We start from the raw sequence: 23,601 nt of genomic DNA on the forward strand, positions 1-23,601 counted from the left end.
CATCCGACTGGGGCCGCGGACAAGCGGAGGGGACGAAGTGGACACGGAAACCCGACAGATCACCGTGGCGGTGCACGCGCCCGACCCGATCACCACGGCGGGCCTGGCCAGCCAGCTGGGCACGCAGCAGGGGATCGGCATCCGGGACTGGGACCGGCGCGCCGAGACCGACGTACTGGTGTTCGCCACCGAACGGCTGACGCCCGAAACGGTGCTCTGGCTGCGGCGGCTCGCCGCCGAGGACGGCAAGCCCGTGGTGCTCGTGGTGAGCCAGATCAGCGAGACGGAACTCGTACCCGCCATCGAATGCCGGGTGGTGGCGGTGCTGCCGCGATCGGCCACGACCAGCGAACGGCTGGCGCACGCCGTCCGCGCCGCGGCCACCGGCGGCGGCGTACTCCCGCCGAGCCTGCTCGGCGAGCTGCTCAAACACGTCGAACGGCTCCAGCGCGAAGTGCTCGACCCGATGGGCGTCAACACCGCCGGGCTCACCACGCGGGAGATCGACGTGCTGCGGCTGATGGCCGAGGGCAAGGACACCGTCGAGATCGCCGGCGAGCTCAGCTACTCGGAACGCAGCGTGAAGCACATCATCCAGGGCATCACCGGACGGCTGAAGCTGAAGAACCGCCCGCACGCCGTCGCCTACGCCGTACGGGCCGGAGTCATCTAGTCACCGGTTGTGCCGGGCCAGGCGTTCGGTGACGACGGCCAGTTCGAGCGGCTGATCGCGTTCGCGAGCTAGCCAGAGGCATTCTCCGGCGGGCTCCTCACCAAGGCAGGCCCGGACCAGGTGGCGATGCAGCAACACGCGTCCCGTCGGCATCGCGGTGGCGAGAGTCTCCAGCGCGTCGAGTGCCTGCTTCGCCGCTGCCCGGTCGTTCCTCCGCAACGCGAGTTCGGCGAGATCGGCCCAGGCGATGTCGGTACCGACGGCGAGCCCGCGGGTGGCCGCGTGCAGGCGCCGGGCGGCGCGGTCGGTTTCGCCCGCCGCGATGTCGACGCGGGCTTCCGCGATGTCGAGCAGATGCGCCAGCGTCGGCGCCGTGGCGCGGGCCGAGGCCAGCAGTTCCCGTGCCTCGGCGGGCCGCCCCTGTGACAGCAGGACCGACACGGTCGACAGGTACATCGCGGCCGAGCCGATGTCGTAGCCGCGCGGAGAACGGTCGGCGACGGCTCGGCGAGCGAAGTCGATCGCCCGGGCGGGCTGGCCGCGCATGGCCGCGAGCATCGAACGTTCGCTGTCCCGCAGACCGGATTCGGGGAAGTCCTCGTCGGACAGCAGCTTTTCCGCGCGGGCTCGTTCGCCCAGCACCAGCAACGCGGAGACGTACGAGGTGATCTGCTCGTCCCGGTGCCGCGGCACCGTCCTCAACGGCCACCGCTCGCGTTCGGTCAGGTTCACGCCGAATCGTGCGGGGCGGCCGTTCCAGAGCTCGGCCAGGCCGCCGAAGAGCTCGCCCAACAGGGCGGAAACCGCCGACTCGGCGCGCCAGGAATCGTTCTCCGCCAACAGTTCCGCCGCTTCGGCCCACCGGTCACGCAGACACAGCGCGATCGCGCTCGAGACCGTCGAGTCGGTTTCCTGTACGGCGTCCACGCCTGCCATCGTGAGCCGACGGGGCGTTCATGACCCGGTACGCGGCGCGCTCTGGCCCGTATGGACGCCGGGTCGGCCCGAAAGCCGCGACGTCAGTGCAGCTCATGCATCGGAACACCGAAGAGAGGGCACTTCGGCGGTGCGCCGGCGGGTGCTGGCGCGACGCGATCGCAGAGCTCGCGTGGGCAGCCGTGCCTCGCCTCCGAGCCGGTGTCCGGACGCGTCCGCACGTTGCCACTTTCGGCGTGGCGGTACATCTGGTTCAGCTCCGCCTCGGCGAGGCGAGCGAGTTTCGTCTCGAGTGCTCGCCAACCGTCGAGGGTGTCTTCTCCGGCACGGGTCGCCGCCGTCAAATCATCGAAATCCGGACGGAGCGCGAACCAGTTCGCGTCACCGGCGAGCCGTCTCAGGCGCGCGCAAAGGGCTGCCCACTCTTCGCGACGAGGGTCTTGCGACATGCCACCTCCGGTGTTGCCAGGCACCAGGATCTCGCTAGGGTGTCACCCTACGCATGGCGCCTCGCCGGGGAGGTTCAGGTGGCCAACGTCGAGATCCTTTCGGGAAACGTCGAAATACCGCCGGGCCGGAAAGGCATGTTCTGGCATGCGCTGCACCGGATCGGCCGATCCGGTCAGGGCTGGCAAGGACCTGTCGAAAGCATCGAAATCACTCGAGTGATCGACGGCGGCCGGAGCGGGGCATTCGTGCTCGAAGTCGCCCTGCGTGCGGGTGCGGAGTACCGGCAGCGTGTGGTGAAGATCGGCGCCGCCGAGGAAATGGCGGCCGAGTACGGGAATTACCGGCGGTTGCTCGTTCCGTATCCGGCAGCGGTGTGCGCTCCCATTCAAGAGGCGACGCAAGGTGCCCTGGACATCGGAAGCAAGCGTGACGGCGAGATCGAGGCCGTTGTGTACACGCACGTCGCCGAGTACGCGGGCAGGCCGCAGGCCGCGGTGCCGACCTTGGAGGATCTCGTCCGGACGGCGCTCGGAGATTTCGCCTCGGTATCGGCCGTCCGGCGGGTGATCGGCGATCTCTTCGCTCACATGGCCACTCCGTTTCACAACCGGAGGGAATTCTTTTCTTCGCGGAGCTTGCGGGATCTCAACCCGACTTTGGGGCCTGATCTCGTCCTCAGTGCCGGAACGGTTCCAGGAGAACCGATCTATGCGGAGGACGTTCTCGAAGTTTCTCTTGGACATGGTGAATTCATCTTCGGGCAAGAGCTCCGGATCGCGGATTTCGGGGACTCTGAAGTCCGGGTCGAAACGTCGGGGCAGGACAAGTACGCTGTTCTTTCCGGGCGGGTGATCCGGAGCAGGTTCTCCGAACAGCGCCGAACACTCGATGGCGCTTTCGCTTCCCTTGAGCGGGAAGAGGGCGCGGTCGTCGCGGACGGTGTCCGGACGGCGGATCCCGCAGCCGGGCTCAGGCCCGCGTTGACTGATCCGCGATTCGGTCGGGTGCGCGGTGTCGTGCACGGCGATCTCAACGCGCGCAACGTGATGTGCGTCGAAAGCCGTCCGGTGCTGATCGATTTCGCGCGGACGGCCGAGGACCGGCCGGTGTTGTCGGACGCCGCCTGGCTGGAGGTCAGCCTGATGCGTGACGTCTTCGCCGGAATCCCGTACGCGGACCTCGTCCGGATTCAGCGCTCGCTCGCGTTCGCCACCCGAGTCAGGACAGTGGCGACGGATGTCGCCGAATTCGACCGGATCGTCGAGGGGTTCTTCGAAGATCAGGCCCTCGTGGCCTTTCGGATCCTCTACGAGGTGAGGTTGGCGTCCCAACGCCTATATCCGGGTGACACCGCTTGGCTCGACTACGCGGCAGTGTTGCATTTGTCGGCCTACCGCACGGTGAAATGGTCCGCGCACCCCGAGCGGGCGTTGCGCGCCACACATGCGATCGCCGCGGTCGCCACGGAGTGGTTGGCAGCCGAGAACCCCTTCGCCCACGGGGATCGGCTTACCGAACTCTTCAGCAGGGTCGCCCCGGCGATCGACCTTGCCAGGCCGGGAGCGGCTTCGCTGATGGCGAGCCTGCTCGCCGCCGTGGATGCGCGACATCCGGGGTTGGCAGCCCCGGAGGTCGACGAACTGCGTGATCGGTTCACTCGGACGTGTTATGCCGACCGAGCGCGTGCACTGATCGTCCGTCTTTCCCGCGAGCACGGCGAATTCCCTCTCGCGGCCGACCACGAGGACTCGGCGGTGGTGACCGGCGGGCCGGGGGCGGGAAAATCGCGTCTGCTGCTGGAGCTGGCCTACTGGCGTGCCATCGACATCGCCGGCCCCGGGCCGGGCTCCGGTCCGCTGCGGTTCCCCCTGCTCCTCGCGGCGGCCGAACTCCTGGCGGATCCGGAGGGGCCGCGCCTGGACGTCCCTCGTGAAGCGCTCGTGCTCGGTGCCGTCCACCTGCTGCTCGATGGCCTCGACGAGGTACCCGACGCGGGCTACGAACGGATCGCGGAGTGGGCTCGTTCGCTGCTCACCCTTTTTCCCCGAGTTCGCCTGACGGTCGCCGTTCGCGACGGTGGCCGAGCGGCGGGGGCGTTCGAGCTTCCGGTGCTCAGGCCGGCCCTCTGGGACGAAGAGGACATTACCTGGTTCCTGAGCAGGCGTCCGATCCCGATGACCGTGCGGCGGGAGCTGGCGTCCACACTCGCCGAGACGCATCGCGCCGATGGAGGAGCACCCCAAGGCCTGGTCGCGATGCTCGCCGAGGCCGCGATGAAAGAAAAATCGTCCGCGTCGATCGGTGCCCTGTACGAACGGTATTTCGCGGGCGATCTCACCGAAGCGGAGACGAAGACTCTGGCATCCGTGGCGGCCATGGCCGTCGACACCGCCGAGCCCGTCCGGCCGGGTTTCGAGCTGGGCGGCCTTCTCGCGCACGGGATCCTGGAAGCGGTGCCGCACGGTGTGCGCTTCCTCAGGCTCGCCGAGCGCGACTACTTCGCCGCGCGGGCGTTGTCCGGCGGTTTCGCCGAGGATCGGGCGCGGACCTTCGCGTGGCGCGACATCTGCGTCCTCGCGGCGAGGTTGCCGAGTACGCCGGACGCCGTCGTCGAACTCATGGTGCGAAGCGTGATCTCCGCTGACCCGCGGTTCGCGGCGCGGATGCTGGCGTTCAGACCGGTACTGGCGCTCGGCCATGTGCGGGACTGGAAGGCCTCGCTCGCCGATGCCGGCGCGGGTTCACACACCTGTCGCTCGGTCGCGGAAGCCCTTTTGCTGACCGGGAATCCGTCTGCACGCCAAGCCCTCGCCGGCGTTCTTCTCGACCTCGGAACCCCTGCCGCGGCTCAGCTCGAGATCCTGGGGGCGCTCGAACTCTCCGCCACGCGGGCAGGACCCGACTGGGCATACGCCGTCTGGGCTCGTCACGTCCTCGGCGAAGTCCTGGCGCGCGGGGAACATCCGGCCGAAACGGTGCTCGCGGCCATCGCGGTGATCGGCGCGGCGCGGATCAGGGGCCTCGAGATGCTGCTGGGGGAGTTGCTCCAGGCAGGTGATCCGCGAGTCGCCCTCGCGGCCGACGGCCTCTTGCGCCGGTTCCAAGTGGTGGTGCCACCACGACTGGGCGAAGTGCGGGACGAGTTGACGGCGAGCGGTCTCCGCGATGTCGAAGCGCGGCTTCCGACCATGTCCGGCAGCCGGGAAATCCGGAAAGCGAATGAAACGCGAGTGCGCCTGCTGGAGCGGACGAGCTCGCAGGCGGAACTGATCACCAGACGATTCTCCTACGGGATCGCTTACGACGTCGGTGATCTGTTGTCCGGCTTCTCCTTCGAGCCGCCGTCTCTCGGTGCAGTTCGCCGGCTGACGGAATTGCCCGAGTCCGAGGCCGTTTTGTCGGCTCACCAACTGCTTTCCCGTGATCCGCAGTCTCGCGACGCACTGGTCCTTCCCGTCCTGGCCACGTCGCCGCTTCATCTCCTGCTGATCGCTGCCGGCGCGGCGGCTTCGCCCGCTGCCGTCGATCATGCGGAGCGACTGGTCATCGCACTCGCGCCCGTCGTCGAGGCGGACCGGATCGAAGGGCTGGCCGCCCTGTGTCACGCAGTGGTGCGGGCCGACCCGCGCCGGGGGTTCGCCCTGACCAGGAGTTCGGCGCGAATCCTCCGCGACCGTGATCTGGCGGCTCGTCTGTATTGGCCGTGGAGCACGATGATGGCGCACACCAGTCCGGCGCCGGACGAGCTGGACCGCCTTCTCGCCGACGGCGTCGACGGTGCCATCGAAGAACTGGCGCTGTATGCGCCATCGTGGGACGGCACCTGTCCTCCCATCCCGCCGCTGAGCGTGGCAGCTCGCGAGGCGGTACTCGAGCGGCGCGACGACGTCGTGGACTGGGTGCTGGCAGTCGCGGCGGCAAAGCTGACGAATGCGCTTCCCGAGGTAATCGAAATCGCCGGAAATCGTAAGCTCGCCACCGCGGCGGAGACGTTTTCGACAGGGCGTCACGGAATCGTCGGAATCGCGCCACACGCACGGGTTCTGGCGGCACTGGGAGGCTTCGCCCGGGAAACGGGAGAATACGCGGACGCCCACCGTGCTCTCGCCGGCTTCGACACCGCCGGGCTGCATCCCACCGTCGAAGCGGGACGTTCGACGGGGTTGGCATTCCTGGGTGACTGGGAACCGTTGCTCCGCGCGGCGAAGGGCGATGGCGGACCACTGGATACCGCCGCGCGCCAGGCGATCCTTCACTGGGCGCCGGGGCCGTGCACGCCGGTCGAATCGCACGGTCCCAGGGAAATCGCGGCGAGACTGCTGCGGTCAGCGGCCGAACCGGGAACGACACCGGAGCGACGGGCGCTCCTCGAAGAACTGACTTACGAAGCGGAACGAAAACACGGAAAACTTCTGCCCCGCCCCTGCTGATTGGGCCGATCGGGGAGGACCGTAACGCCTACGCTATTTTCTGCGAGCTTACTGGCGTGAAATCGGATATTCGGGAAGGGCCGGGATCAGCGATGACCGTCCGCGCTCCGATCCCGCCGGACCGAGGGCTGTGCGCCGCGGTGAACCCCGGGACCGCCGCGGGCCTCATGCGGATCGGCACGGGACGCGTCTTCCGGCCCGGGGATGTGCTGGTACGCGAAGGGGAAGCGACGACGTTCGTCCTACTCCTGCTGGAGGGCTGTGCCAAGGTGACCGCGACCACCGCCGACGGTGGCCGGGCGCTGCTGGCGATCCGGGGTGCCGGTGACCTGATCGGCGAACTGGCCGGGTTCGACGGTGAACCTCGTTCGGCCACCGTGACGGCGGTCGGGCGGCTGTGCGCCCGGGTGGCGCCGCGAGCCGAGTTCCACCGTTTCCTCGTGGAGCATCCTGACGCGGCGGTCGCGGTCGGCAGGCTGATGGCCGCCAAGCTGAGGTGGTCGACGGAACGGCGGGTCGACTTCAGCGGCTACGACGTCGCGGTACGCCTGGCGCGCGTCCTCGTCGCCCTCGTTTCGGCCTATGGCACCCACACTTCGCGGGGGTGGGAGATCGGTTTCCCGCTCACCCAGCCCGAAATCGCCGCGTTGATCGGCGCCGCCGAACCGACGGTGCACAAATCGCTCACCGAGTTGCGACGGCGGGAAATCCTCGATACCGGCTATCGGCGCATGACGATCATGGATCTACCCGCGCTGCGGGCGGCCGCGGTCCTCCCGGCTTGAGGCGAGTCCGCCCGACTGCGGTGAACCCGCCGAATCCCGTGCCAGAACGGGGTTCGGCGGCAATCCATTCGGCAAAGTGCAGCCGGTGAACGTCGAGGAATGGCCACAGCGTTCCCTGTTGGGCGTGCTCGGTCGCCGGAACAAGGAAGCACTGCTCGGTCTCGGCACGTCGACTACCTACGCGGCCCATCAGCGCATCGTCCGCCAGGGCGAATCGGCGCGGTACGCCGTCCTCATCCTCGCCGGTCTGGTCAAGATCGTCGTCGACACCGAGCGCGGCAAGGACGTGGTGATAGCCGTCCGGGGCTCGGGCGACCTGATCGGGGAAATGGCCGCGCTCGAACGGCGACCGCGGTCGGCGCATGTGATCGCGTGCGTCCCGGTCCAGGCGAAAGTGATCCACAGCAGGGACCTGGTGGAGTTCCTCGAACGGAGCCCGGAGACCTCCCTTGCCTTGGCGAAGGTGCTGAGCGGCCGCTTACGCGGTTCGGACCGCCGAGGTGTCGATCTGATCGCGTGCCCGGCCCCGGTCCGGATCGCCAGGACGCTGCTCGAGGTAACGGGGAGATGGGGCGAGTCCCCGGCCGTCGGCCAAGGGCTCGCGATTCCGTTGTCCCAGAAGGACATCGCCTCATTGGCGGGAACCGGGCTGAGCTCGGTGGAGAAGGCCTTCCGCCAACTGGAAGAAGGCGGAGCCCTCGACCGGCTTTATCGCCGTGTCCTGATCACCGATGTGGACCGTCTGCGGCGATTCGGCGAACTTTCTGACGAGATCCCGTACTAGTACGGGGTCACCCGGCGCGTTGTGTCACACAGTGGGGCCGTCATCGTTCCGCCACCGCCAAACGATGGACTTTGCCCGCATCCGGGCGCGTCCGTCCGGGCGAAGGTGTTACGCAAGACCGCGCCGAAAGGGTTCTTGATGCCGGCTTCCCGCGACAGCTTCCAGATCGTGCGCAAGGTGGTCAGCAAGTTCGATCCGCGGCGGGCGGGGCCGGGGCCCGGGACGGAGGTCTTCGCCCGCGCCCATCCCGAGACCGTCAAGGTGACCGAGAGGTACTACTACAAACAGGAGATCTCCCGGAACTCGTCGATGGGACACAGCCAGGCCCCCGACGGGGAGATCGAGATCGTCGTGCCCTTCGATGGGGCGGATCACTTCACTCGCGAGGCCTGCGAGGATGTCGCGGCCGCCCTCCTCAGGCAGCCCTCCGGCGAGGCGGTCAGCGCGCTGATCGGGCACGTGGTCTTCGCCCGCCACCAGCAGACCGATCTTGGCGAGCGATTGGGCCTCGACGACACCTATGGCTCGCTCCCGATCCGCGTCCCAGTGACCGGGGGAGGTGGCCCGGGTGAGGTGACCGATTTGAGCAGTGACCGGCACGCTTGCACGATCAGGCACGACTACGCGCCGGGGCAGCTCGATCTGATCCCGATCGACGTTCAGGTCGAACTGATCGACCCGGACACGATCAGCGACATCCGGGGATTGCCGATGAGCGGCGAAGGCGGCGTGGATTTCGCGAAGCTGAGCCAGCAGCCGAACTTCGAGTCGTTCCTCCTGCTCATGCTGCAGGTCAGGCTGGTCCTGCCGTGGAAGAACGAGCGAGAGGCGCCAAGGCCGGTCATCGACCGGATAGCGCTCGATTGGCCGTCGATCACCTCGCTCCACGCGCTCACGCTCAGCCTTCCGGAGAGCGGACGGGAATCGGTGCCGATCACCTACAACCCGGTCGGCCGCAGCATCGAGTGGCGGAACATCCCGATGAGGCCGAGGCAACGACCGGAGGGGCGTGAAGGCGAACTCGAGTTCGTCACCGAGAAGATGTTCCTGTCGATCGAGCAACCCGGGGAGTTGTACCAGCAACCGAGCCTGGACGGCCGGGTCGAGGTGAAGATCCCGGACTGCCTGCTTTCGGGAATGAGAAGCAGGGTGTTCGACGGTGCCGGGCGCAAGGCCGACTGCGAGGGCCATGAAGAAGTCAGCTGGATCGGCTCGCGGGTTCACCTCATCCTCGACGACGCGTTCGCCCGTCGCCCACTGAAACCGCATCAGCATCTGTACTTCGACGAGGTGATCCCGGAGGACGCGCGGATCGCCGATATCGAAAACGCGCTTCGGACCCGCGGTTTCACCGTCCGATTCCGGAGTATTTCGGACAACGGGACGAATCGTCAGTGGACGGGGGAGGCGGAACGCTCCGAAGGGCCGGAAAAGATGAAGTTGACGTTGTACGTCGACGGCACCCGGCACGAAACCGAACGACGGGTCCAACGCGGAGGGAAGACGTACAAAACGACGTTCCCGAGTGGCGAGCTCCGGTTGTTCATGTCCGGTGCGCTGCCGCGGACGAGCCGGGTGATCACCCGGGAGATGAACGCACTTCACGCCATCCTCCGGGACCGCTTCGCCAGTATTCGCGCCACGCACTGACCCGTCACGAGAGGAATGCCGAGAAATGTCGATCACGATCCAGGCTCGCGCGCCCCGGCCGCGGTGTCATCGTTGCGGTTCACCGGACATCGCGGCGCTGTGCCACCACTGTGGACGCCCACTCTGCCCCGAGCATCGGTCGGGGCCCATCATCACCAGCGAGTTCGGCGACCTGGGCTTCCAGAAGGCCGAACCCCAGCACTGCGAAGACCACGAACACGTGGTCAAACCGCCGATCGACAAGTACATCTGGCTCGGCGGTGCGACAGCTGCGCTAGGTGTCCTGCTCATGTTCCTTTGGGTGCCACTCGGGCTGGCGCTGCTCCTCTTGGGGTTGGCGGGCGGCGCGTTGGCCTGGTACGAAAACCACCGCAGGGTCGCCACCGCGCTGGCGAACCGGCCACCGTTGCCGGTGGTGCCGAGTATCGATTCCATCCGGGTCCGCGAGGTCGTGCAGGGCAGTCTCGCCCTCGACGAGCACGGGGCCTATCACAGTTCCATGACCCCGGTCGAAGGCGAGATCGCCCTGGACATGACCTTCGGCCGTCCTGATCAGGACCGCCTCCGCGCCTACCGCGACAAGTTCCGGCTCGACGAGAGCCAGGACATCGAGTTCTCGGCCGGGTACGCGGTCCTGGCAGGCAGGGCCGGGCTCGAGTTCGTCGACCCGGGGTTCCGGCCCCCGGTGCTTCCGCTGTCCGGTTTCGCGAGCGAGCATCCCTTCCTGGCCGGACGAGACAGCCGAGCGGGTGCGAAGTGGCGGTTCAGGCTCACTCACCGGCTGTCCGGCGGGCTGGACGTCGACAAGATCCCCCTGTGGCTGACTCCCGCGCTGGTCCCCGAATCGGATCAGCGGGCGCTGCAACTGGATCTGCAGTGGCTCGGTAACTGGCCGTCGGACGAGGTGACCCTCGAGGCGGACCGCGTGGAGCGGTTGACCTTGTACGTTCCCGTTTCCTGGGGGAACATCGAATTCGCTTCCGAAGGTCCGACGGTGAGCAGCCAGGCGGACCCGGAGACCGGTGGACGGCTGATCGAGTGGAAGCAGCTGCCGCTGGGGGCCAAGGCCGATCACCGGCTCACCCTGTCGGTGCGGTTCGAGGACCGGATCCAGTTGAGCGACGTGATCACCGGTTCCATGGTCGTCTCGTTCAAAGGGGCGCTTTCCGGACTCGAGGGCGTCGACTTCTACCACCCGATGGGCGGCCCCCGGAACGGTGACAACCGGGACAAGGAAGTGAAGACCGAGGTCACGGCCGGCATTTCGCTGAGTTTGCGCGGAGTGCGTTACCAGGATGTACGGGTCGTACCGGACCAGAAGCGGGACGACCTCGTGCAGTGTCCGGAAAGCCGTGAATTCCCTGGCGTGATCCCCGACCACGAAACACTGATCGCGTTGACCGACGCGATGAGCGAAAGCGGTTACTACGTCAAGTGGGTCATCGGCCATTCCCCTCGCAGCGGGGATCGGGCGAACGCCCTGACCCGGGCCTGGGACATCGGTGGCCGACTCTACGAAGGCGTCTACCCGGTCGACTTCTACGTCGGGCTCGCGGGCGATGAGATCTACGGCGGGGACATCCACGCGATCGCGGGCAACAGCAAGGTCCGTCTCTCGGTCAAAGGCGCCTACGCGAGCGAGGAGATGGAGGAACGGATCAAGTCCGTCTGGTACGGGCTGAGCGACATAGTCAGCGACACCCTCCAAGAACGCAAACGCCCGGAAGTGAACGGCCGCACCACGGACGATTCGTATCGGCCTCGGCACGCCGGACGGGACAGCGGTGAGGCGTCCACCGGGTCGCACGAAGTACATCGGCGCCGGAGGGAGCTGAGGACCGCCGTGATGGAGGGACGCATCTCGGAACAGCTCTTCCGGCAACTGGACGCCGAACTCGAGAACGAGCAGGCCGAGGCCGACCGGCAAGGCGGCTCGTGGGAAGAGGAGGACTGAGATGGCTTGGGAATGCGGCGACTGCAACGCCCGCGAGGACGAGAAGAAGGGGGTGGCCGTCGACGCGGTCTGCCACCACTGCGGCAAACCGTTGTGCCGTGAACATCAGGCGATCGTGGGAATCGACGAAGCCTTCGCCGCGCCTCCGGATGCCCTGCCGATCCCGGGGAACCGGTCCGCCGTGCACTGCGACAGCTGCAACAAGACGCATCACGTGCGGGCGACCCTGCTCGAAGGGATCCAAGGATGATCACGGCAGAGGTACTCACCGACGGGCTGAACGTCGGCCGGGCCACCGACCTCACCGTCCGGCTGACCAATCACGGGGCCGGTGTCTGCACCAACATCGTGTTCACGCTCAGGTTGCCGCCACAGGTTTCAGCCGTGCGCGGCAGCAAAGAGCTCGAAGTGGGCAGACTGGCACCCGGAGAGAGCTGTAGCGGCGTCGTCCGGGTCCGTCCGTTGCGGGCCGGATCCTGGACGGCGGGCGCGAACTTCTCGTTCCGTGACCCGCGCGGCGCCGCGTGCCGGATTCCGGATTTCAGCGCGTCGCTGGTGGTCGCTCCGCCGGTCGAGGAGATCAAGGTGCCGCCGCCGCGGTTCGAGGTCGCGCTGGCCACGCCGGTCCTGGCCCACGGTGAGTGGGACATCCTGCGCGGGTCGTTGACCAACATCGGTGAGACGCCGATCGAATGGGGCAGGGTGAGCCTGCGGGGGCCGTTCACGGTGGACCCCGGCGGGACTTTCGTCGAGCTCGTGAGGTTGCCGCCCGGCGGGCAGGAACCGTTCGAGTTTCCTTTGCTGGCAGGTGAAGCCGGACGTGAGGTGCCGGTGCACGTGACGGCGGTCTGTACCGGCAAGGCCGCGCAGCGGGCCCAGATCTCCAGGAGATTCACGGTGCAGGTCAGTCAGGCGGGGAAGGTGGGCTCCGGGCAGATCCGGATTCTCTACCTCTCCGCGAATCCGGACAGTGAACAGCGGCTCAGGCTGGCGAGAGAAGTCCGGGACATCAAGGAGACCTTGCGCAAGAGCGCCCATCGCGAGCGCTTCGAACTGGACGATCACGGAGCGCTGCAACCCCGGGACCTGACTCAGGCGTTGCTCGATCACAAGCCGCGGATCGTGCACTTCTCCGGCCACGGTGACGAAGACGGCCGGTTCATCGCCGAGAACGCGGGTGGCGGACAACAACCGCTTCCGGTGGCAGGGGTCGCCGCATTGTTCGCGGAGATGGCAGGCACGGTCGAGTGCGTCCTCGTCAACGCTTGCTACAGCGAGACGATGGCGAAGGCGCTGTCCGAACACATCGACTACGTGATCGGGATGCGCAGCTGGATCGGGGACCAGTCCGCGATGGACTTCAGTGTGGGTTTCTATCAGGCGCTGGCGGCCGGACTGGCGATCGAACCGGCGTACCGGATGGCGAGAGCGTCGATGATGACCGGCGACGGTCACGGGCGGGGCGGGGAGGTCCCGGTGCTGTTCCGCAAAGAACACTGAGCGAGGTTCTCAGCATCCCGGCACGTACACCCTCGCCCGTTCGGCGAAGTTCTTTTCCGGTACCCGTACCTCGACCGGCTCGAAGCTCGCCGGGTCCAGTGAGGCCGATCCGTCCGCGATGATGTCGGTGAAGAGGACTTCCGAAACGATCAACGCGAAGTCCGCGTCGCTTTCACGCAGGAGCGCGGCGCGGACCTGAGCGCTGTCCAGCAACCGGTGCACGGCGATCGGCGCGTAGCCGATCCAGCCGTTGACCCCCGCGGCCACATGCCCGCGGTGAAGGGCGACGCGCAGTCGAAGCCGGGCATGCGGGCTGAGGTCCGCGTTGGTCGCGGCGAGCGCGGTCCGCAGCCCGGCCACGAATCGGGGGATGACCACCGATTCGTCGATTCCGGCGGGGAAGATCGCGAACTGCCCGTCGCCGGAGTGCTGGAGGTCGATGTTCGCCTCGCGAACCCCGGCGTGTTCCCGCGCATGGACGAGCACGTCGAGAAGCCGTTGCTGGGAACGAGCGGCTTCGCTCGTGGTGAACCGGCTGTAGGACTCGGTGTCCACCGCGACGCACAAGCGCACGGCCGGTGTCGCGAAACCGGCCGTGGGCGCGGGAGAGACGACGGCCGGTGCCCAGCCTTCCGGTGGCAGGGCTTCGAACCGGACCGGCGGGCAACCGCCGTGCGCGCGGCGCGGGCGGCCGCGGCCGGTCAGGACCGTGGCGTCCAGCCGGAGGAATCCCGACAACGCGGTCAGATCCGACGGCGCGCGGAGCAGGGCTCGCACCGTTCCGGCTGCCGGTATCGGCGTGTCACCCAGAGGATCGCCGAGCAGCCAGCCACAACCTCCGGGCGGCTCGCCGACCGCCATCGGGCTGCCCGGCTCGACGGCCTCGCCCGCCGCTTCCGGTACTTCGATTCGCGGGTCGTCGAAGCCCATGACGAGGTGCGCCGCCACGAACGGCATCTCGCTCCGTGCCTGCTCGAGCGTGAACCGTCCATGCACCTCGAAGTACCCCGGGCCGGCGAGTGCGGACGCCGGGCGCGTGTGTGGCGGTTCGAAGCGGACCGCGCCGAGGTGCACGTCACCGCTGACGATGCTGATCATCGCAGCGAGGGAAGGTCGGCGGCGAGCCGCGTCGAACCGGCGAGGAACGCGCTCTGCGGAGCGATGAGAGCGCGGCCGAGGCGGCCGTGCGTGATGTCGTCGAAGCTCGCACAGATCACTCCTGGACAACTGTCGTCGTGTCCGGCCTCGACCAGTTCCCGGCGCAACCGGACAGCTTCGGGCGACCGCGTGGACAGTTCGTACACCTCGAAATTACGCAGTTGCAGATACGGCTTCCCGGGTACCGCGCCGGGTCCTTCCCGTACCGTCCGGATCGGATCGAAGGTCAGCGACCCGAGGGACCATCCCGGTGCGCCGATGCCCACTTCCGACATTTCTTCCCGCAACTCCCGGCACAGGCATTCGGCGGCGGTTTCCCGGTACGCGCCGGTGTCGAACCATTCTTGGAAGAATCGCAAGGAGTCGGCCGGGAGGAGTCCCCGGAGGTCGCCTTTCATCCGGTCGGCACCTTCGGCCGTACGATCGGGCTGGAACCCCCAGGACTCGAGGATCCGCCCGGCGGGAGGATGGACCTTGAACACGCCGCCGGGCGGCCCGTAGGAACTGGGCCGGGCAGGTGAATCGAACAGGACGTACCGATCGTCATCGGTCACCCGCAGCAGGGCACTGAAGGAAACCCGTATCGGATGATGCCGTTTCCTGGCTCCGAAGACCGCTCGAAACGTCACGATCAGCTCCTCCCACCCTGTCATCTCCACGATGTCACAGAGCGGTGGAACGCACAGCGGCCGGAACAGAGAGCCGCGACGTCAGGCCGCGAGCGGTCCGAAGACCAGGGTGCCCGGCGCCTCGGCGTCGTCACCCGCCCAGAACTCCAGCCACAGCGCGGCGAACTCGTCCCGGGAGAGCATTCCGTCGCCGTCGGAATCCAGCAGCGGGAAGGTGGTGTCGGTGTCGGTGGGGCGGCCGTTCCAGACCTCGATCAGCTGGTGGTACTCCGCCGCGGAGATGAGGTCGTCGCGGTTCTCGTCGATCGCTTCGAACATCGCGTCGGCGGTCGCGGTCACGGCCTCTGGCGTGTCCGGCAGCTTGTCCACCACCAGCAGGACCTCGTCGAGGGTCACCTTGTCGTCGCGGTTCAGATCCGAGGCCGCCAGCAACGTCGTCCACCAGCTCAGCATGATGCCGGTCAGGAGCCGCTCGTCACCCGGCCCGCGCCGCCGCGCCCAGCGCTCGGCCAGCTCTCGGAAGTCCTGTTCCTGAAGGAAACCGTCGCCGTCGGCATCCATCGCGGCGAAGACGCCCGAGATCTTGCGCCGTTGCAAGTCGCTAGCCATGCGTCCGAACGATAGAACCGCACGCAGTAAAGGCATATCGGCCATTCAGGGGCCCGGCGAGCCACGATCGGGGGACGGCGGTTCACTGGTTCCCGAGGTCATTTCCCGGTGAGCGCCGCGAGGATCTTGCCCAACGCGGACTGCGCCACCGCCGAGGTGTACGGACCGACGGCGACCAAGGAGGCGATGAGCGCAGATGCCTCGCCTGGCGTCAACGAGATCGGCGGCAATACGGGCCGTGCGTCGATGCCATAGCCGCCGCGCGGCCCCCGGTGAATGGTGATGGGAACGCCCGCTTCGCGCAGACGGGTGATGTCGCGTTCCACGGTCCGCAGGCTCACCCCGGTCGCCTCCGCGAGGCTCGCGCCCGTCACCCGGCGCGGCGCCCGCACCCGCAGGAGTTCGATGATCGCGTGCTGTCGCTCGATCAGGGGTGCTGCCTGGTGCAGCTGGATCATTCCCGCGATTCCCGGGGAACCGACCGGCCGCTGGGGCATTTCCCGCTCTCCTCGACTTCGAATAACCGACCCGGCTTTGACGTCTATTGGATCTTAGGCTCGATTTTCCTTCCAGTGATCGGATTTCGATGCCTTCCTCTTTCGCGTTCCCCGGTGACTTCCGGCGCCTGTGGATCGGCCAGACGATCAGCGCGTTCGGCGACAAGGTTTCGCGGATCGCGTTGCCGACCGCCGCCCTGCTCGGGCTCGGCGGGACCGCATGGGACGTCGGACTGCTGGCCGCGCTGAGGTTTCTGCCGTTCGTGCTGATCGGCACCCTGGCGGGGGTGTGGGTCGACCGGCTCCCGCTCCGCGAGACGATGATCGGGGCCGACGCCGGCAGGCTGGTGGCGATGGGGTCGATCCCGGTCGCGTACCTGTTCGACGTGCTCACCCTCACCCAGTTGTTCGTGGTCGCCGGTGTGGTCGGCGTGCTGACGGTCTTCTTCGAAATCGCCGCCCAGTCCTATCTGCCGGTACTCGCCGGGCCCGAGGGCATCGTGGCGGGGAACGAACGGCTGCAAACCTCCCGCGCGGTCGCCGAGGTCGGCGGTGCGGCCGCCGCGGGCGGGCTGATGCAGATCCTCGGCACCGCGTTGGCGATCCTGGCCGACGCCCTGTCCTTTCTCGCTTCGCTGCTGACATTGATGCTGATGCGCCACCGCGAGCTACCCCAGGCAAGGGCCGGGGAGCCGCGATCGGCGTTGAGAGAGGCCAGGGAGGGCCTGGCGGTGCTGTTGTCCGACGCCAGGCTGCGCAATCTGATGTTCGCGAGCACGACGGTGAATCTCGGTGTGGCGACGGGAAACGCCCTCGTGCTGATCTTCGCCTACGGGGACGGGAAGCTGAGCCCGGGTGCCGTCGGTCTCGCGTTCGCGATCGGCACCCTCGGCCTGATCTTCGGCGCGGTGTCGTCCGGCGCGATCGCCCGCAGGCTCACCCTCGGCCGGACGCTGGCCACCTCGATCCTGCTGACCGGAGCGGGCTTCCTGCTGTTGCCGATCGGCGGAAACGAAGCCGCGTTGACCATGTTGATCGTGAGCCAGTTCCTCATCGGCTTCGCCGACTCGGTCTTCAACATCCACGTGCTCAGCCTGGTCCAGCGCATCACGCCGCCGGAGCTGATGGGCAGGGTCAACGGGACCGCGCTCTCCGTGGTCTTCGGCACCGGAACCCTGGGTGGTCTCGCCGCCGGCTTCGTCGGCACGGTCTTCGGCACGCTGCCCGGACTGGTGCTGTCGGGCGCGATCATCTGCTGCGGCGCGGTATTCGTTCTCAGGCAACCCGATGACGGGCGTACAGGGCCGAAACTATGTATAACGACCTAGACGGCCGGACGTCGAGCCAAACCCGGAGGTGGCGGATGACAGCCGAAGTCGAGCGGGCGGCGCACGCCTACTGCCCCGTCTGTAACCCCGATCCCGGACTCGGTGAGCGGGTCACCGCGCTCTGCGGGACCGTCCATCCCTATTGGGGCCGTCGTGAACGACCGGTGAACAACTGCCCGGCGTGCGAAGTCCTCGTCGCGAAGACGGTGTTCCCGTGCGGCCACTCGGGTGGCGAGAGATGAGGGCCACAGCGGATACGCCGTTTCCGGAGGCGGAGGCCGGGTACCCGGGGGTGGCCGACAACGAAGGGAGGCCCTGATGAACGACAAGGCCGAGAACAAGGTCGAAGAGCTCAAGGGCAAGGCCAAGGAGGCCGTCGGCGACGCCACGGACAACGAGCAGTGGCAGGCCGAAGGCAAGACCGAGCAGGGCAAGGCCAACGTCAAGCAGGCCGGCGAGAAGATCAAGGACGCGGCGAAGGGCGTTCGCGACTGACTTGCGGGCCGCCGGCGCGTGAAGGCCCCCTTCCCTCGGCTCAGCGAAGGGAAGGGGGCCTTCACGCGCGAGCCCTGCGGTACGGTCCGGCCCATGGACTTCCGGGATTTCGACGGCATCAAGGTGCGGCGCCCTTCGGTCGAGCGCGACGGCCTCGAAAGTGAACCCGCCGTGTTCCGGGGCGACTTCGACTTCGACTCGGTCCATCTCGACGGCGGCGACCAGGGCGGGGTCCGCGGCGGCGGCGGGATCGCGCATTCCCTTGTCTCCGACGTGAGCCTGGCGAATGCCCGCCTCGACAGGTTGGCGCTTTCCGACGTGATCCTCGAAGGGGTCGACCTGTCGAACGCGGCGATCCGCGAACTGACCGCGCGCCGGGTCGAAATCCTTCGCTGCCGGGCGATCGGGCTGGGGGTCGCGATCACGTCGGCCGTCGATCTGTACGTCGAGAACGCGCGGTTCGACTACGCGTCGGTGACGGTCGAACGGGTGAAGAGTCCGGTCGTGTTCTCCGGCTGTTCGTTCCGGGAAACGATGTTCTCCGGCGACCTGTCGCGTCTGACCTTTGTGGACTGTGAGTTCACGGATACGGAATTCGCCGCGACCGGCGCGCTGGACTGCGATCTCCGCGGCTCGCGGTTGTCCGGTGTCCGGGGGCTGGTGACTTTACGCGGCGCGAAGATCACCGGCGAACAAGCCGTGTCGGTCGCGGGGATCCTGGCGGCCGAAAGCGGTTTGTCGGTCGTCGGATGACACACGTCGTGCTGTTCCACTCGGTACTGGGATTACGGCAGGCGGAGCTGGCCGCGGCGGAGCGGCTGCGCGTCGCCGGTCACGAGGTCACCACTCCTGACCTGTACCGCGGCGAGATCGCGTCCACGCTCGAAGACGGATTCGCGTTGAAGGATCGGATCGGGTGGGGCACCGTCGCCGGGCGTGCGCTCGACGCGGCCCGCGAGCTGCCCGACGACACCGTGCTGGCCGGGCTGTCGATGGGCGCGGTCGTGGCCGCCGGCCTGCTCCCGCACCGGCCCGCCACCGCCGGTGTCCTGTTGCTCCACGCCATCGCCGATATTCCGCCGAAAGTCCGCCAGGGGCTGCCGATCCAGCTTCACGCGGCCGACCCGGACGACTTCGCGCCGCCGGCCGCGCTCCCCGGCTGGCTCGACGCGGCGACCCGCTCCGGCGCTGACGCGCGACTGTTCACGTACCCCGGAGCGGGCCACTTCTACACCGACAGCAGCTTGCCCGACCACGACGAGGACGCCGCGGCCCTTACCTGGCAACGAGTTCTGGAGTTCCTGGCGATTCAGCCCTCGGGGTAGAAGAGAAAGAGCGTGCACCCGGTCGCCGAGGCGGGCACGTGCCACGAACCGGCCGGAGCGTGCAGGAAGGTCCCTGCCGGATAGTCGCGCGCACCGTCGTTGAAGGTGCCGGAGACGACGAACACCTCTTCGGGGCCGGGTTCGTGGACGTCGCGATGCGGCCACGAGGTGCCGGGATCCATTTCCAGCACGTTGGCGTGCGCGCCGTCCGACCCTGTCCACAGTGGACGTATCCGGATCCCGGGAAAGAGTTCGCGAACGGGGGATTCCTCGACAGGGACGGAAATGTAGCCCTCTTGGGCAAGGATCTCGGGGTGCATGACCTCATGGTGCCGCGACCGACGGGCCGCCGGACAGTGTCAGGGAAGACACCATAGGGTACTTTCTTGCCATGCATCGCGTGATGGCACTGGTGCGGCCCGTGCAGTCGACCTTCGAGCTCGGGATCGCCGCCGAGGTCTTCGGCACGGAGCGCGCCGGGGTGCCGCGGTACTACGAATTCGACGTCTGCGCGGAGAAACCCGGCCCGGTCCCCACCACGGCCGGATACGCGATGTCCGTGCCCCGGGGCCTGTCCGCGCTGGCGGGCGCCGACACCGTGCTCATCCCCGGCTGGTCCCCGGTGGAGGCGCCCCTGTCGGTCCCCGTGCGCAAAGCGCTCTTGCGTGCGCACGCCAGGGGAGCGCGGCTCGTCACGATCTGTTCCGGCGTGTTCGCGCTGGCCCGCACCGGGCTGCTGGACGGCAGGGCGGCGACCACGCACTGGGCGCGTGCTTCTCAGCTACAGGAAGAGTTCCCTCGGATACGCGTGGAACCGGATGTGCTTTACGTGGACCACGGCGACGTCGCCACGAGTGCCGGGGCGGGCGCGGGGATCGACCTCTGCCTGCACCTGGTCCGGCGTGACCACGGCGCCGCGCACGCCGCCCTCGTCGCCCGGCACATGGTGATGCCGCCGCACCGCGACGGTGGTCAGGCGCAGTTCGTCCCGGCCCCGCCGCCCGGCGACGAACTGGACGGTCTCCTCGAGTGGGCGGGCGACCGCCTCGGGACACCGTTGTCGGTGGGCGACCTGGCCACGCACCTCAACGTCTCGCCCCGCACGCTCGCCAGGCGGTTCGCCGATCAGCTGGGCACCACGCCGGGGGCATGGCTGCTGACGCGCCGCGTGACCGAGGCGCGCGCTCTGCTGGAGGAGACCGGCTTGCCGGTGGAGGTGATCGCGACCCGAGTCGGGCTGACGTCGGCCGTGAACCTCCGACGGCGCTTCCGCGATCAGGTCGGCACGACGCCGGGCGCGTACCGGCGCGCGTTCCGTGGCTCGGTTTCGCCTTGAGCGGAACGTCGCCCGCGCGTCCCGGCGCGATGTCACGATGATCGTATGGCGGACATCCTCCCTTTCCAGCAGAAGCGCCCCGAACCGGAGCCGCTGTGGCGTGACGTGCTTGGCAAGAGCCTGCGCGCCGCGCGGGAGGACCAGGGCGGCCGCCTCGTCGACATCGCGGAACGCGCCGGGATCTCGCCGCAGTACCTCTCAGAGATCGAGCGCGGCCGCAAGGAACCGTCCAGCGAGATGAGCGACCCGGTCACCGGCGCGCTCGGGATCGACCTGGCGGACCTTCTTTTCGGTATCGCGGGCACGATCAGCCGGGGCGGCGGCACGGGGCTCGCGGTCGGCCGCCGCCCGCGAGGGCCCGTACTCATGGCCGCTTAGGCACTGTCCTGCAAGTCATGTTCGCGGTCCTCTCGCGGTGACCGTGTGGATTTCGGGTCATCCAACGCACCAAGATCCACACGGTCAGCGATGGCCCTGACAGCGAGTGAGGGGTGTGTGGATAGAGGGACACTCAACGTCCCTATATCCACACACCCCGCCCGCCGGGAACGCGACACCAAAGGTCCCCCGCTCTCTTTCCGCAGGTCGGCAATCCAGGCGATACTTGGCGGACACAGCGCCAGTGTCCTGCACCGGAAGTTCGCGCCGTAAATCCGTATCGATATCCGGCCGTTTCGCGCCTGGTCCGGGGGTCGTGAGTGGCGATTCGGGTTCTTGAGGGGAAAGGCAAAGGTGGCGTGGCGTGGGGCCGGTGCCTACGCTTCTGCGTAGGCGTTCTCCTGGTAGTGAGGGCCTCTTTGCCTACTCTGAGGGTAGGGAAGGAGGCTTTCGCTACCGTCGGATGTGGTCCCTGGTGACGGTGGGGCGGCTGTGACTTCGGCGGCTGGTCGTGAAGTACATGAAGGCCCCGTTCCTTGCGCCTAGGTCAGGGTGCCGGCAAAGTCGCATAACTGCTGGTCGGCTCCGCCGCTAGAGCGGGACTAGGCGAACGTGTCGTGGCGGACCCGACTGGAGCGGGCTCCCGCAAGGAGCCTCACCCGGCTCTTGACTGTCCACAAGGGACCTTTTACGAGACAAAGGTGCCCGATTTGGGTGACTTGCACGGTTTCGCGAGAGGGTCGTGAGTGATTTGTGTCGTTCTAACCCTCATTGCCACTCACGACCCCTCGCGGAAACGTGCATAGCGGCATTAATCGGACACTCAATCGCCCGGCGGTGTCCCTTGTGGACGCTGAAGCCCCGTCGGCGTCCAGAATCAAGCTCCATCATCGGCACATGCGGCCCCGCGATAGAGCAGGAGTAGTCGCCTGACCTGCAAGATCTCGACTTTGCCGGGACCCTGCGCCCAGGTACTGGAAGGGGGGCCTTCATGTACTTCGGCAAGGCGTGACTCGCGTGCTTGGGGACGTGACTCGCGTGTCTGGATGCCGCACTCGGGTGTGTGCGGAGTCTGAACACGCGAGATCCGGCTATGAACACGCGAGTGCGGTGTCGCGTCACCCAGCCCGCCGTCTCGCCCGAGACACGACACGTTTGCCTTACCCCTCAATAGAACCCGAATCGCCACTCACGACCCGCCTGGAAGTGTCCCTTGTGGACACTCAAGATGGGGCAGGCTCCTGTGTCCGGTCCGGAACCTCGCCATGAAGGCCTCCTGGCTACCTTGAAGTCAGCGAAATGCTCACGGCCTCAGCCGACAGCATCTTCACCGCACGAAACAAGAAACAAGATCCTTCGGCACCACGCCGAACCGCCACACGAACTTCCGACCCGGGACACTAGGCGCGGAGACCGCGAACAGAGTTACAGGACAGCGCTTAGGCACGTTCGTCGAGGACGCGGTCCGCGAGTCCGTAGGCGACCGCGCCCGCCGCGTCGAACACGCGGTCCCGGTCGGTGTCGTGCCGCAGATCCGAGACGGAGCGGCCGGTGTGCGCGGAAAGGATCTCCTCCAGCTGCGTCCGCACCCGCACCACCTCGTCGGCCTGCAGGATGAGGTCCGGGATGGTGCCGCGGCCCTGCGCGGCGGGCTGGTGCAGCACCACCCGGGTGTGCGGCAGCACGAACCGGTGCCCCGCCTCGCCCGCGGCCAGCAGGATCGCGCCGGCCGCGACGGCCTGGCCGACGCAGGTCGTCGCCACCGGCGCCTTGATGAAGCGCATCGTGTCGTACAGCGCGAGCATCGCCGACGGGTCGCCGCCCTCGGTGTTGATGTAGAGGTTGATCTCCTGCTCGGGGTTGTCCGCTTCCAGGTACAGCAGTTGCGTGATCAGGGCGTTCGCCACGCCGGAGTCGATCGCGGTCCCGAGATAGATGATCCGCTCCGACAGCAGATGCGAGTAGACGTCCATGATCCGCTCGCCTGCGGGGCTGCGGGAGATGACGTTGGGGATGGTGTAGGTGCTCATGCGCCCGCACCCCTTTCCGTGCCGAGGCCGAGTCTGTGCGTGCGGACGGGGACGACCTGGTCGAGGCTTTCGACGATGTGGTCGATGAAGCCGTATTCGCGCGCCTGCTCGGTGGTGAACCAGCGGTCGTGGAGGGAATCGGCGAAGATCCGGTCGATGGGCTGCCCGGTGTCGTCGGCGATGAGGCCCAGCACCGTGTCCCGCGTGTAGCGCAGGTCGTCCGCCTGCACCTCCACCTCGACGGCCGAACCGCCGATGCCCGCCGAACCCTGGTGCATCAGGATCCGCGCGTGCGGCAGGGCGAACCGTTTGCCAGGGGTGCCCGCGGAAAGCAGGAACTGCCCGGCACTGCACGCCAGCCCGAGTGCGAGGGTGGCGACGTCGCACGGCACGAGCCGCATCACGTCGCGGATGGCGAGCATCGAGGGGACCGAACCGCCGGGAGAGTGGATCCACAACGCGATGTCCTTGCGGGGATCCTCGCTCGCCAAGGACAGCAGCTGGGTGGTGAGGACCGTGCCGTTGTCGTCGTCGAGCGCGCCGTCGAGGACCAGCACACGCTGGCTGAAGAACCGTTCCCGGAGCCGTTGGTCGAAGAGTGGTTGTTTCTCGTAGTCGGTCATGCCCCGACCATGCCGCCGGGGCGCGGGCGGC

The 23,601-nt window shown here is 67.7% G+C and carries 24 protein-coding genes; 15 read left to right on the forward strand and 9 right to left on the reverse strand.

Features of this window, described 5'->3' with window-relative positions; genetic code table 11:
• Positions 1 to 37: 37 nt before the first annotated feature.
• On the forward strand, positions 38 to 673 hold the full coding sequence (locus tag DMH03_RS29525) for a response regulator transcription factor (RefSeq protein WP_125795228.1): 636 nt from the start codon (positions 38 to 40) through the stop codon (positions 671 to 673).
• Here the strand turns inward: DMH03_RS29525 and DMH03_RS29530 are convergent, their stop codons facing one another.
• Positions 674 to 1,600, reverse strand: a complete 927-nt coding sequence (locus DMH03_RS29530) for a hypothetical protein (protein WP_233611708.1) — start codon at positions 1,598 to 1,600, stop codon at positions 674 to 676.
• A 92-nt stretch (positions 1,601 to 1,692) separates the two neighbouring features.
• Positions 1,693 to 2,058 (reverse strand): hypothetical protein, encoded by a 366-nt coding sequence (locus DMH03_RS29535; RefSeq protein ID WP_125795229.1) that lies wholly within the window; start codon positions 2,056 to 2,058, stop codon positions 1,693 to 1,695.
• A gap of 135 nt (positions 2,059 to 2,193) precedes the next feature.
• Between DMH03_RS29535 and DMH03_RS29545 the strand changes: the two genes are divergently transcribed.
• The 7 genes from DMH03_RS29545 (at position 2,194) to DMH03_RS29575 (ending at position 13,162) form a co-directional block, all read left to right on the forward strand.
• Complete coding sequence (locus tag DMH03_RS29545) at positions 2,194 to 6,489, forward strand: hypothetical protein (RefSeq protein WP_233611726.1); 4,296 nt, start codon at positions 2,194 to 2,196, stop codon at positions 6,487 to 6,489.
• A 92-nt stretch (positions 6,490 to 6,581) separates the two neighbouring features.
• A complete protein-coding gene (locus tag DMH03_RS29550; protein WP_125795232.1) occupies positions 6,582 to 7,274 on the forward strand; it encodes a Crp/Fnr family transcriptional regulator in 693 nt (230 codons plus the stop codon).
• Positions 7,275 to 7,359: 85 nt separating this feature from the next.
• Positions 7,360 to 8,058 carry a Crp/Fnr family transcriptional regulator gene (locus DMH03_RS29555; RefSeq protein WP_125795233.1) on the forward strand — a complete coding sequence of 233 codons (699 nt, stop codon included), beginning with the start codon at positions 7,360 to 7,362 and terminating at the stop codon, positions 8,056 to 8,058.
• Positions 8,059 to 8,196: 138 nt separating this feature from the next.
• Positions 8,197 to 9,708, forward strand: a complete 1,512-nt coding sequence (locus DMH03_RS29560) for a hypothetical protein (RefSeq protein ID WP_125795234.1) — start codon at positions 8,197 to 8,199, stop codon at positions 9,706 to 9,708.
• A 25-nt stretch (positions 9,709 to 9,733) separates the two neighbouring features.
• Positions 9,734 to 11,662 (forward strand): hypothetical protein, encoded by a 1,929-nt coding sequence (locus tag DMH03_RS29565; protein WP_125795235.1) that lies wholly within the window; start codon positions 9,734 to 9,736, stop codon positions 11,660 to 11,662.
• Position 11,663: 1 nt separating this feature from the next.
• A complete protein-coding gene (locus DMH03_RS29570) occupies positions 11,664 to 11,912 on the forward strand; it encodes a hypothetical protein (RefSeq protein ID WP_125795236.1) in 249 nt (82 codons plus the stop codon).
• Entirely contained in the window at positions 11,909 to 13,162 is a 1,254-nt protein-coding gene (locus DMH03_RS29575; RefSeq protein ID WP_125795237.1) for a CHAT domain-containing protein, read from the forward strand. Before DMH03_RS29570 ends, DMH03_RS29575 begins: the two co-directional genes overlap by 4 nt.
• A 9-nt stretch (positions 13,163 to 13,171) precedes the next feature.
• Here the strand turns inward: DMH03_RS29575 and DMH03_RS29580 are convergent, their stop codons facing one another.
• The 4 genes from DMH03_RS29580 to DMH03_RS29595 all read right to left on the reverse strand — a co-directional run bounded on the left by DMH03_RS29580 (position 13,172) and on the right by DMH03_RS29595 (position 16,055).
• A complete protein-coding gene (locus DMH03_RS29580) occupies positions 13,172 to 14,260 on the reverse strand; it encodes a hypothetical protein (RefSeq protein ID WP_125795238.1) in 1,089 nt (362 codons plus the stop codon).
• Positions 14,257 to 14,949: a hypothetical protein gene (locus tag DMH03_RS29585; protein WP_125795239.1), complete on the reverse strand. Its 693-nt coding sequence runs from the start codon at positions 14,947 to 14,949 to the stop codon at positions 14,257 to 14,259. Before DMH03_RS29585 ends, DMH03_RS29580 begins: the two co-directional genes overlap by 4 nt.
• Positions 14,950 to 15,030: 81 nt before the next feature.
• Positions 15,031 to 15,558 (reverse strand): EF-hand domain-containing protein, encoded by a 528-nt coding sequence (locus DMH03_RS29590; protein ID WP_199749063.1) that lies wholly within the window; start codon positions 15,556 to 15,558, stop codon positions 15,031 to 15,033.
• Between the two features lie 98 nt (positions 15,559 to 15,656).
• Complete coding sequence (locus DMH03_RS29595; protein WP_125795240.1) at positions 15,657 to 16,055, reverse strand: YafY family protein; 399 nt, start codon at positions 16,053 to 16,055, stop codon at positions 15,657 to 15,659.
• A gap of 89 nt (positions 16,056 to 16,144) precedes the next feature.
• On the opposite strand from DMH03_RS29595, the gene DMH03_RS29600 reads away from it, so the two are divergent.
• The 5 genes from DMH03_RS29600 (at position 16,145) to DMH03_RS29620 (ending at position 19,203) form a co-directional block, all read left to right on the forward strand.
• Positions 16,145 to 17,383: an MFS transporter gene (locus tag DMH03_RS29600; RefSeq protein ID WP_125795241.1), complete on the forward strand. Its 1,239-nt coding sequence runs from the start codon at positions 16,145 to 16,147 to the stop codon at positions 17,381 to 17,383.
• Between the two features lie 35 nt (positions 17,384 to 17,418).
• Positions 17,419 to 17,625, forward strand: a complete 207-nt coding sequence (locus DMH03_RS29605) for a hypothetical protein (RefSeq protein WP_125795242.1) — start codon at positions 17,419 to 17,421, stop codon at positions 17,623 to 17,625.
• A gap of 76 nt (positions 17,626 to 17,701) precedes the next feature.
• Complete coding sequence (locus DMH03_RS29610) at positions 17,702 to 17,878, forward strand: CsbD family protein (protein WP_125795243.1); 177 nt, start codon at positions 17,702 to 17,704, stop codon at positions 17,876 to 17,878.
• Between the two features lie 93 nt (positions 17,879 to 17,971).
• Positions 17,972 to 18,631: a pentapeptide repeat-containing protein gene (locus DMH03_RS29615; protein ID WP_125795244.1), complete on the forward strand. Its 660-nt coding sequence runs from the start codon at positions 17,972 to 17,974 to the stop codon at positions 18,629 to 18,631.
• On the forward strand, positions 18,628 to 19,203 hold the full coding sequence (locus DMH03_RS29620) for a dienelactone hydrolase family protein (protein WP_125795245.1): 576 nt from the start codon (positions 18,628 to 18,630) through the stop codon (positions 19,201 to 19,203). Before DMH03_RS29615 ends, DMH03_RS29620 begins: the two co-directional genes overlap by 4 nt.
• Here the strand turns inward: DMH03_RS29620 and DMH03_RS29625 are convergent.
• Positions 19,188 to 19,523, reverse strand: a complete 336-nt coding sequence (locus DMH03_RS29625) for a cupin domain-containing protein (protein ID WP_125795246.1) — start codon at positions 19,521 to 19,523, stop codon at positions 19,188 to 19,190. The genes DMH03_RS29620 and DMH03_RS29625 overlap by 16 nt on opposite strands.
• A 71-nt stretch (positions 19,524 to 19,594) precedes the next feature.
• Here DMH03_RS29625 and DMH03_RS29630 point away from each other — a divergent pair, with 71 nt between their 5' ends.
• Both DMH03_RS29630 and DMH03_RS29635 read left to right on the forward strand, forming a co-directional pair.
• Positions 19,595 to 20,539 carry a helix-turn-helix domain-containing protein gene (locus DMH03_RS29630; RefSeq protein ID WP_125795247.1) on the forward strand — a complete coding sequence of 315 codons (945 nt, stop codon included), beginning with the start codon at positions 19,595 to 19,597 and terminating at the stop codon, positions 20,537 to 20,539.
• Positions 20,540 to 20,584: 45 nt separating this feature from the next.
• Positions 20,585 to 20,917 carry a helix-turn-helix domain-containing protein gene (locus DMH03_RS29635; RefSeq protein WP_125795248.1) on the forward strand — a complete coding sequence of 111 codons (333 nt, stop codon included), beginning with the start codon at positions 20,585 to 20,587 and terminating at the stop codon, positions 20,915 to 20,917.
• 1,439 nt (positions 20,918 to 22,356) lie between these two features.
• Here the strand turns inward: DMH03_RS29635 and DMH03_RS29640 are convergent.
• On the reverse strand, positions 22,357 to 22,947 hold the full coding sequence (locus tag DMH03_RS29640; RefSeq protein ID WP_125795249.1) for a ClpP family protease: 591 nt from the start codon (positions 22,945 to 22,947) through the stop codon (positions 22,357 to 22,359).
• The gene (locus DMH03_RS29645; RefSeq protein WP_125795250.1) at positions 22,944 to 23,570 is read right to left on the reverse strand and encodes a ClpP family protease; all 627 of its coding nucleotides are present in this window, start codon (positions 23,568 to 23,570) and stop codon (positions 22,944 to 22,946) included. The genes DMH03_RS29640 and DMH03_RS29645 overlap by 4 nt, the downstream gene beginning before the upstream one ends.
• Between the last annotated feature and the right edge of the window lie 31 nt (positions 23,571 to 23,601).

It is taken from the genome of Amycolatopsis sp. WAC 01376, assembly GCF_003947415.1.
GTDB lineage: Bacteria > Actinomycetota > Actinomycetes > Mycobacteriales > Pseudonocardiaceae > Amycolatopsis.

Excerpts from the sequence above, each read along its gene's own strand:
- DMH03_RS29535 (WP_125795229.1), bottom strand. The coding sequence starts at position 2,058 with ATGTCGCAAGACCCTCGTCGCGAAGAGTGGGCAGCCCTTTGCGCGCGC.
- DMH03_RS29545 (WP_233611726.1), top strand. The coding sequence starts at position 2,194 with ATGTTCTGGCATGCGCTGCACCGGATCGGCCGATCCGGTCAGGGCTGG.
- DMH03_RS29550 (WP_125795232.1), top strand. The coding sequence starts at position 6,582 with ATGACCGTCCGCGCTCCGATCCCGCCGGACCGAGGGCTGTGCGCCGCG.
- DMH03_RS29560 (WP_125795234.1), top strand. The coding sequence starts at position 8,197 with ATGCCGGCTTCCCGCGACAGCTTCCAGATCGTGCGCAAGGTGGTCAGC.
- DMH03_RS29565 (WP_125795235.1), top strand. The coding sequence starts at position 9,734 with ATGTCGATCACGATCCAGGCTCGCGCGCCCCGGCCGCGGTGTCATCGT.
- DMH03_RS29570 (WP_125795236.1), top strand. The coding sequence starts at position 11,664 with ATGGCTTGGGAATGCGGCGACTGCAACGCCCGCGAGGACGAGAAGAAG.
- DMH03_RS29575 (WP_125795237.1), top strand. The coding sequence starts at position 11,909 with ATGATCACGGCAGAGGTACTCACCGACGGGCTGAACGTCGGCCGGGCC.
- DMH03_RS29580 (WP_125795238.1), bottom strand. The coding sequence starts at position 14,260 with ATGATCAGCATCGTCAGCGGTGACGTGCACCTCGGCGCGGTCCGCTTC.
- DMH03_RS29590 (WP_199749063.1), bottom strand. The coding sequence starts at position 15,558 with ATGGCTAGCGACTTGCAACGGCGCAAGATCTCGGGCGTCTTCGCCGCG.
- DMH03_RS29595 (WP_125795240.1), bottom strand. The coding sequence starts at position 16,055 with ATGCCCCAGCGGCCGGTCGGTTCCCCGGGAATCGCGGGAATGATCCAG.
- DMH03_RS29600 (WP_125795241.1), top strand. The coding sequence starts at position 16,145 with ATGCCTTCCTCTTTCGCGTTCCCCGGTGACTTCCGGCGCCTGTGGATC.
- DMH03_RS29605 (WP_125795242.1), top strand. The coding sequence starts at position 17,419 with ATGACAGCCGAAGTCGAGCGGGCGGCGCACGCCTACTGCCCCGTCTGT.
- DMH03_RS29610 (WP_125795243.1), top strand. The coding sequence starts at position 17,702 with ATGAACGACAAGGCCGAGAACAAGGTCGAAGAGCTCAAGGGCAAGGCC.
- DMH03_RS29615 (WP_125795244.1), top strand. The coding sequence starts at position 17,972 with ATGGACTTCCGGGATTTCGACGGCATCAAGGTGCGGCGCCCTTCGGTC.
- DMH03_RS29620 (WP_125795245.1), top strand. The coding sequence starts at position 18,628 with ATGACACACGTCGTGCTGTTCCACTCGGTACTGGGATTACGGCAGGCG.
- DMH03_RS29625 (WP_125795246.1), bottom strand. The coding sequence starts at position 19,523 with ATGCACCCCGAGATCCTTGCCCAAGAGGGCTACATTTCCGTCCCTGTC.
- DMH03_RS29630 (WP_125795247.1), top strand. The coding sequence starts at position 19,595 with ATGCATCGCGTGATGGCACTGGTGCGGCCCGTGCAGTCGACCTTCGAG.
- DMH03_RS29635 (WP_125795248.1), top strand. The coding sequence starts at position 20,585 with ATGGCGGACATCCTCCCTTTCCAGCAGAAGCGCCCCGAACCGGAGCCG.
- DMH03_RS29640 (WP_125795249.1), bottom strand. The coding sequence starts at position 22,947 with ATGAGCACCTACACCATCCCCAACGTCATCTCCCGCAGCCCCGCAGGC.
- DMH03_RS29645 (WP_125795250.1), bottom strand. The coding sequence starts at position 23,570 with ATGACCGACTACGAGAAACAACCACTCTTCGACCAACGGCTCCGGGAA.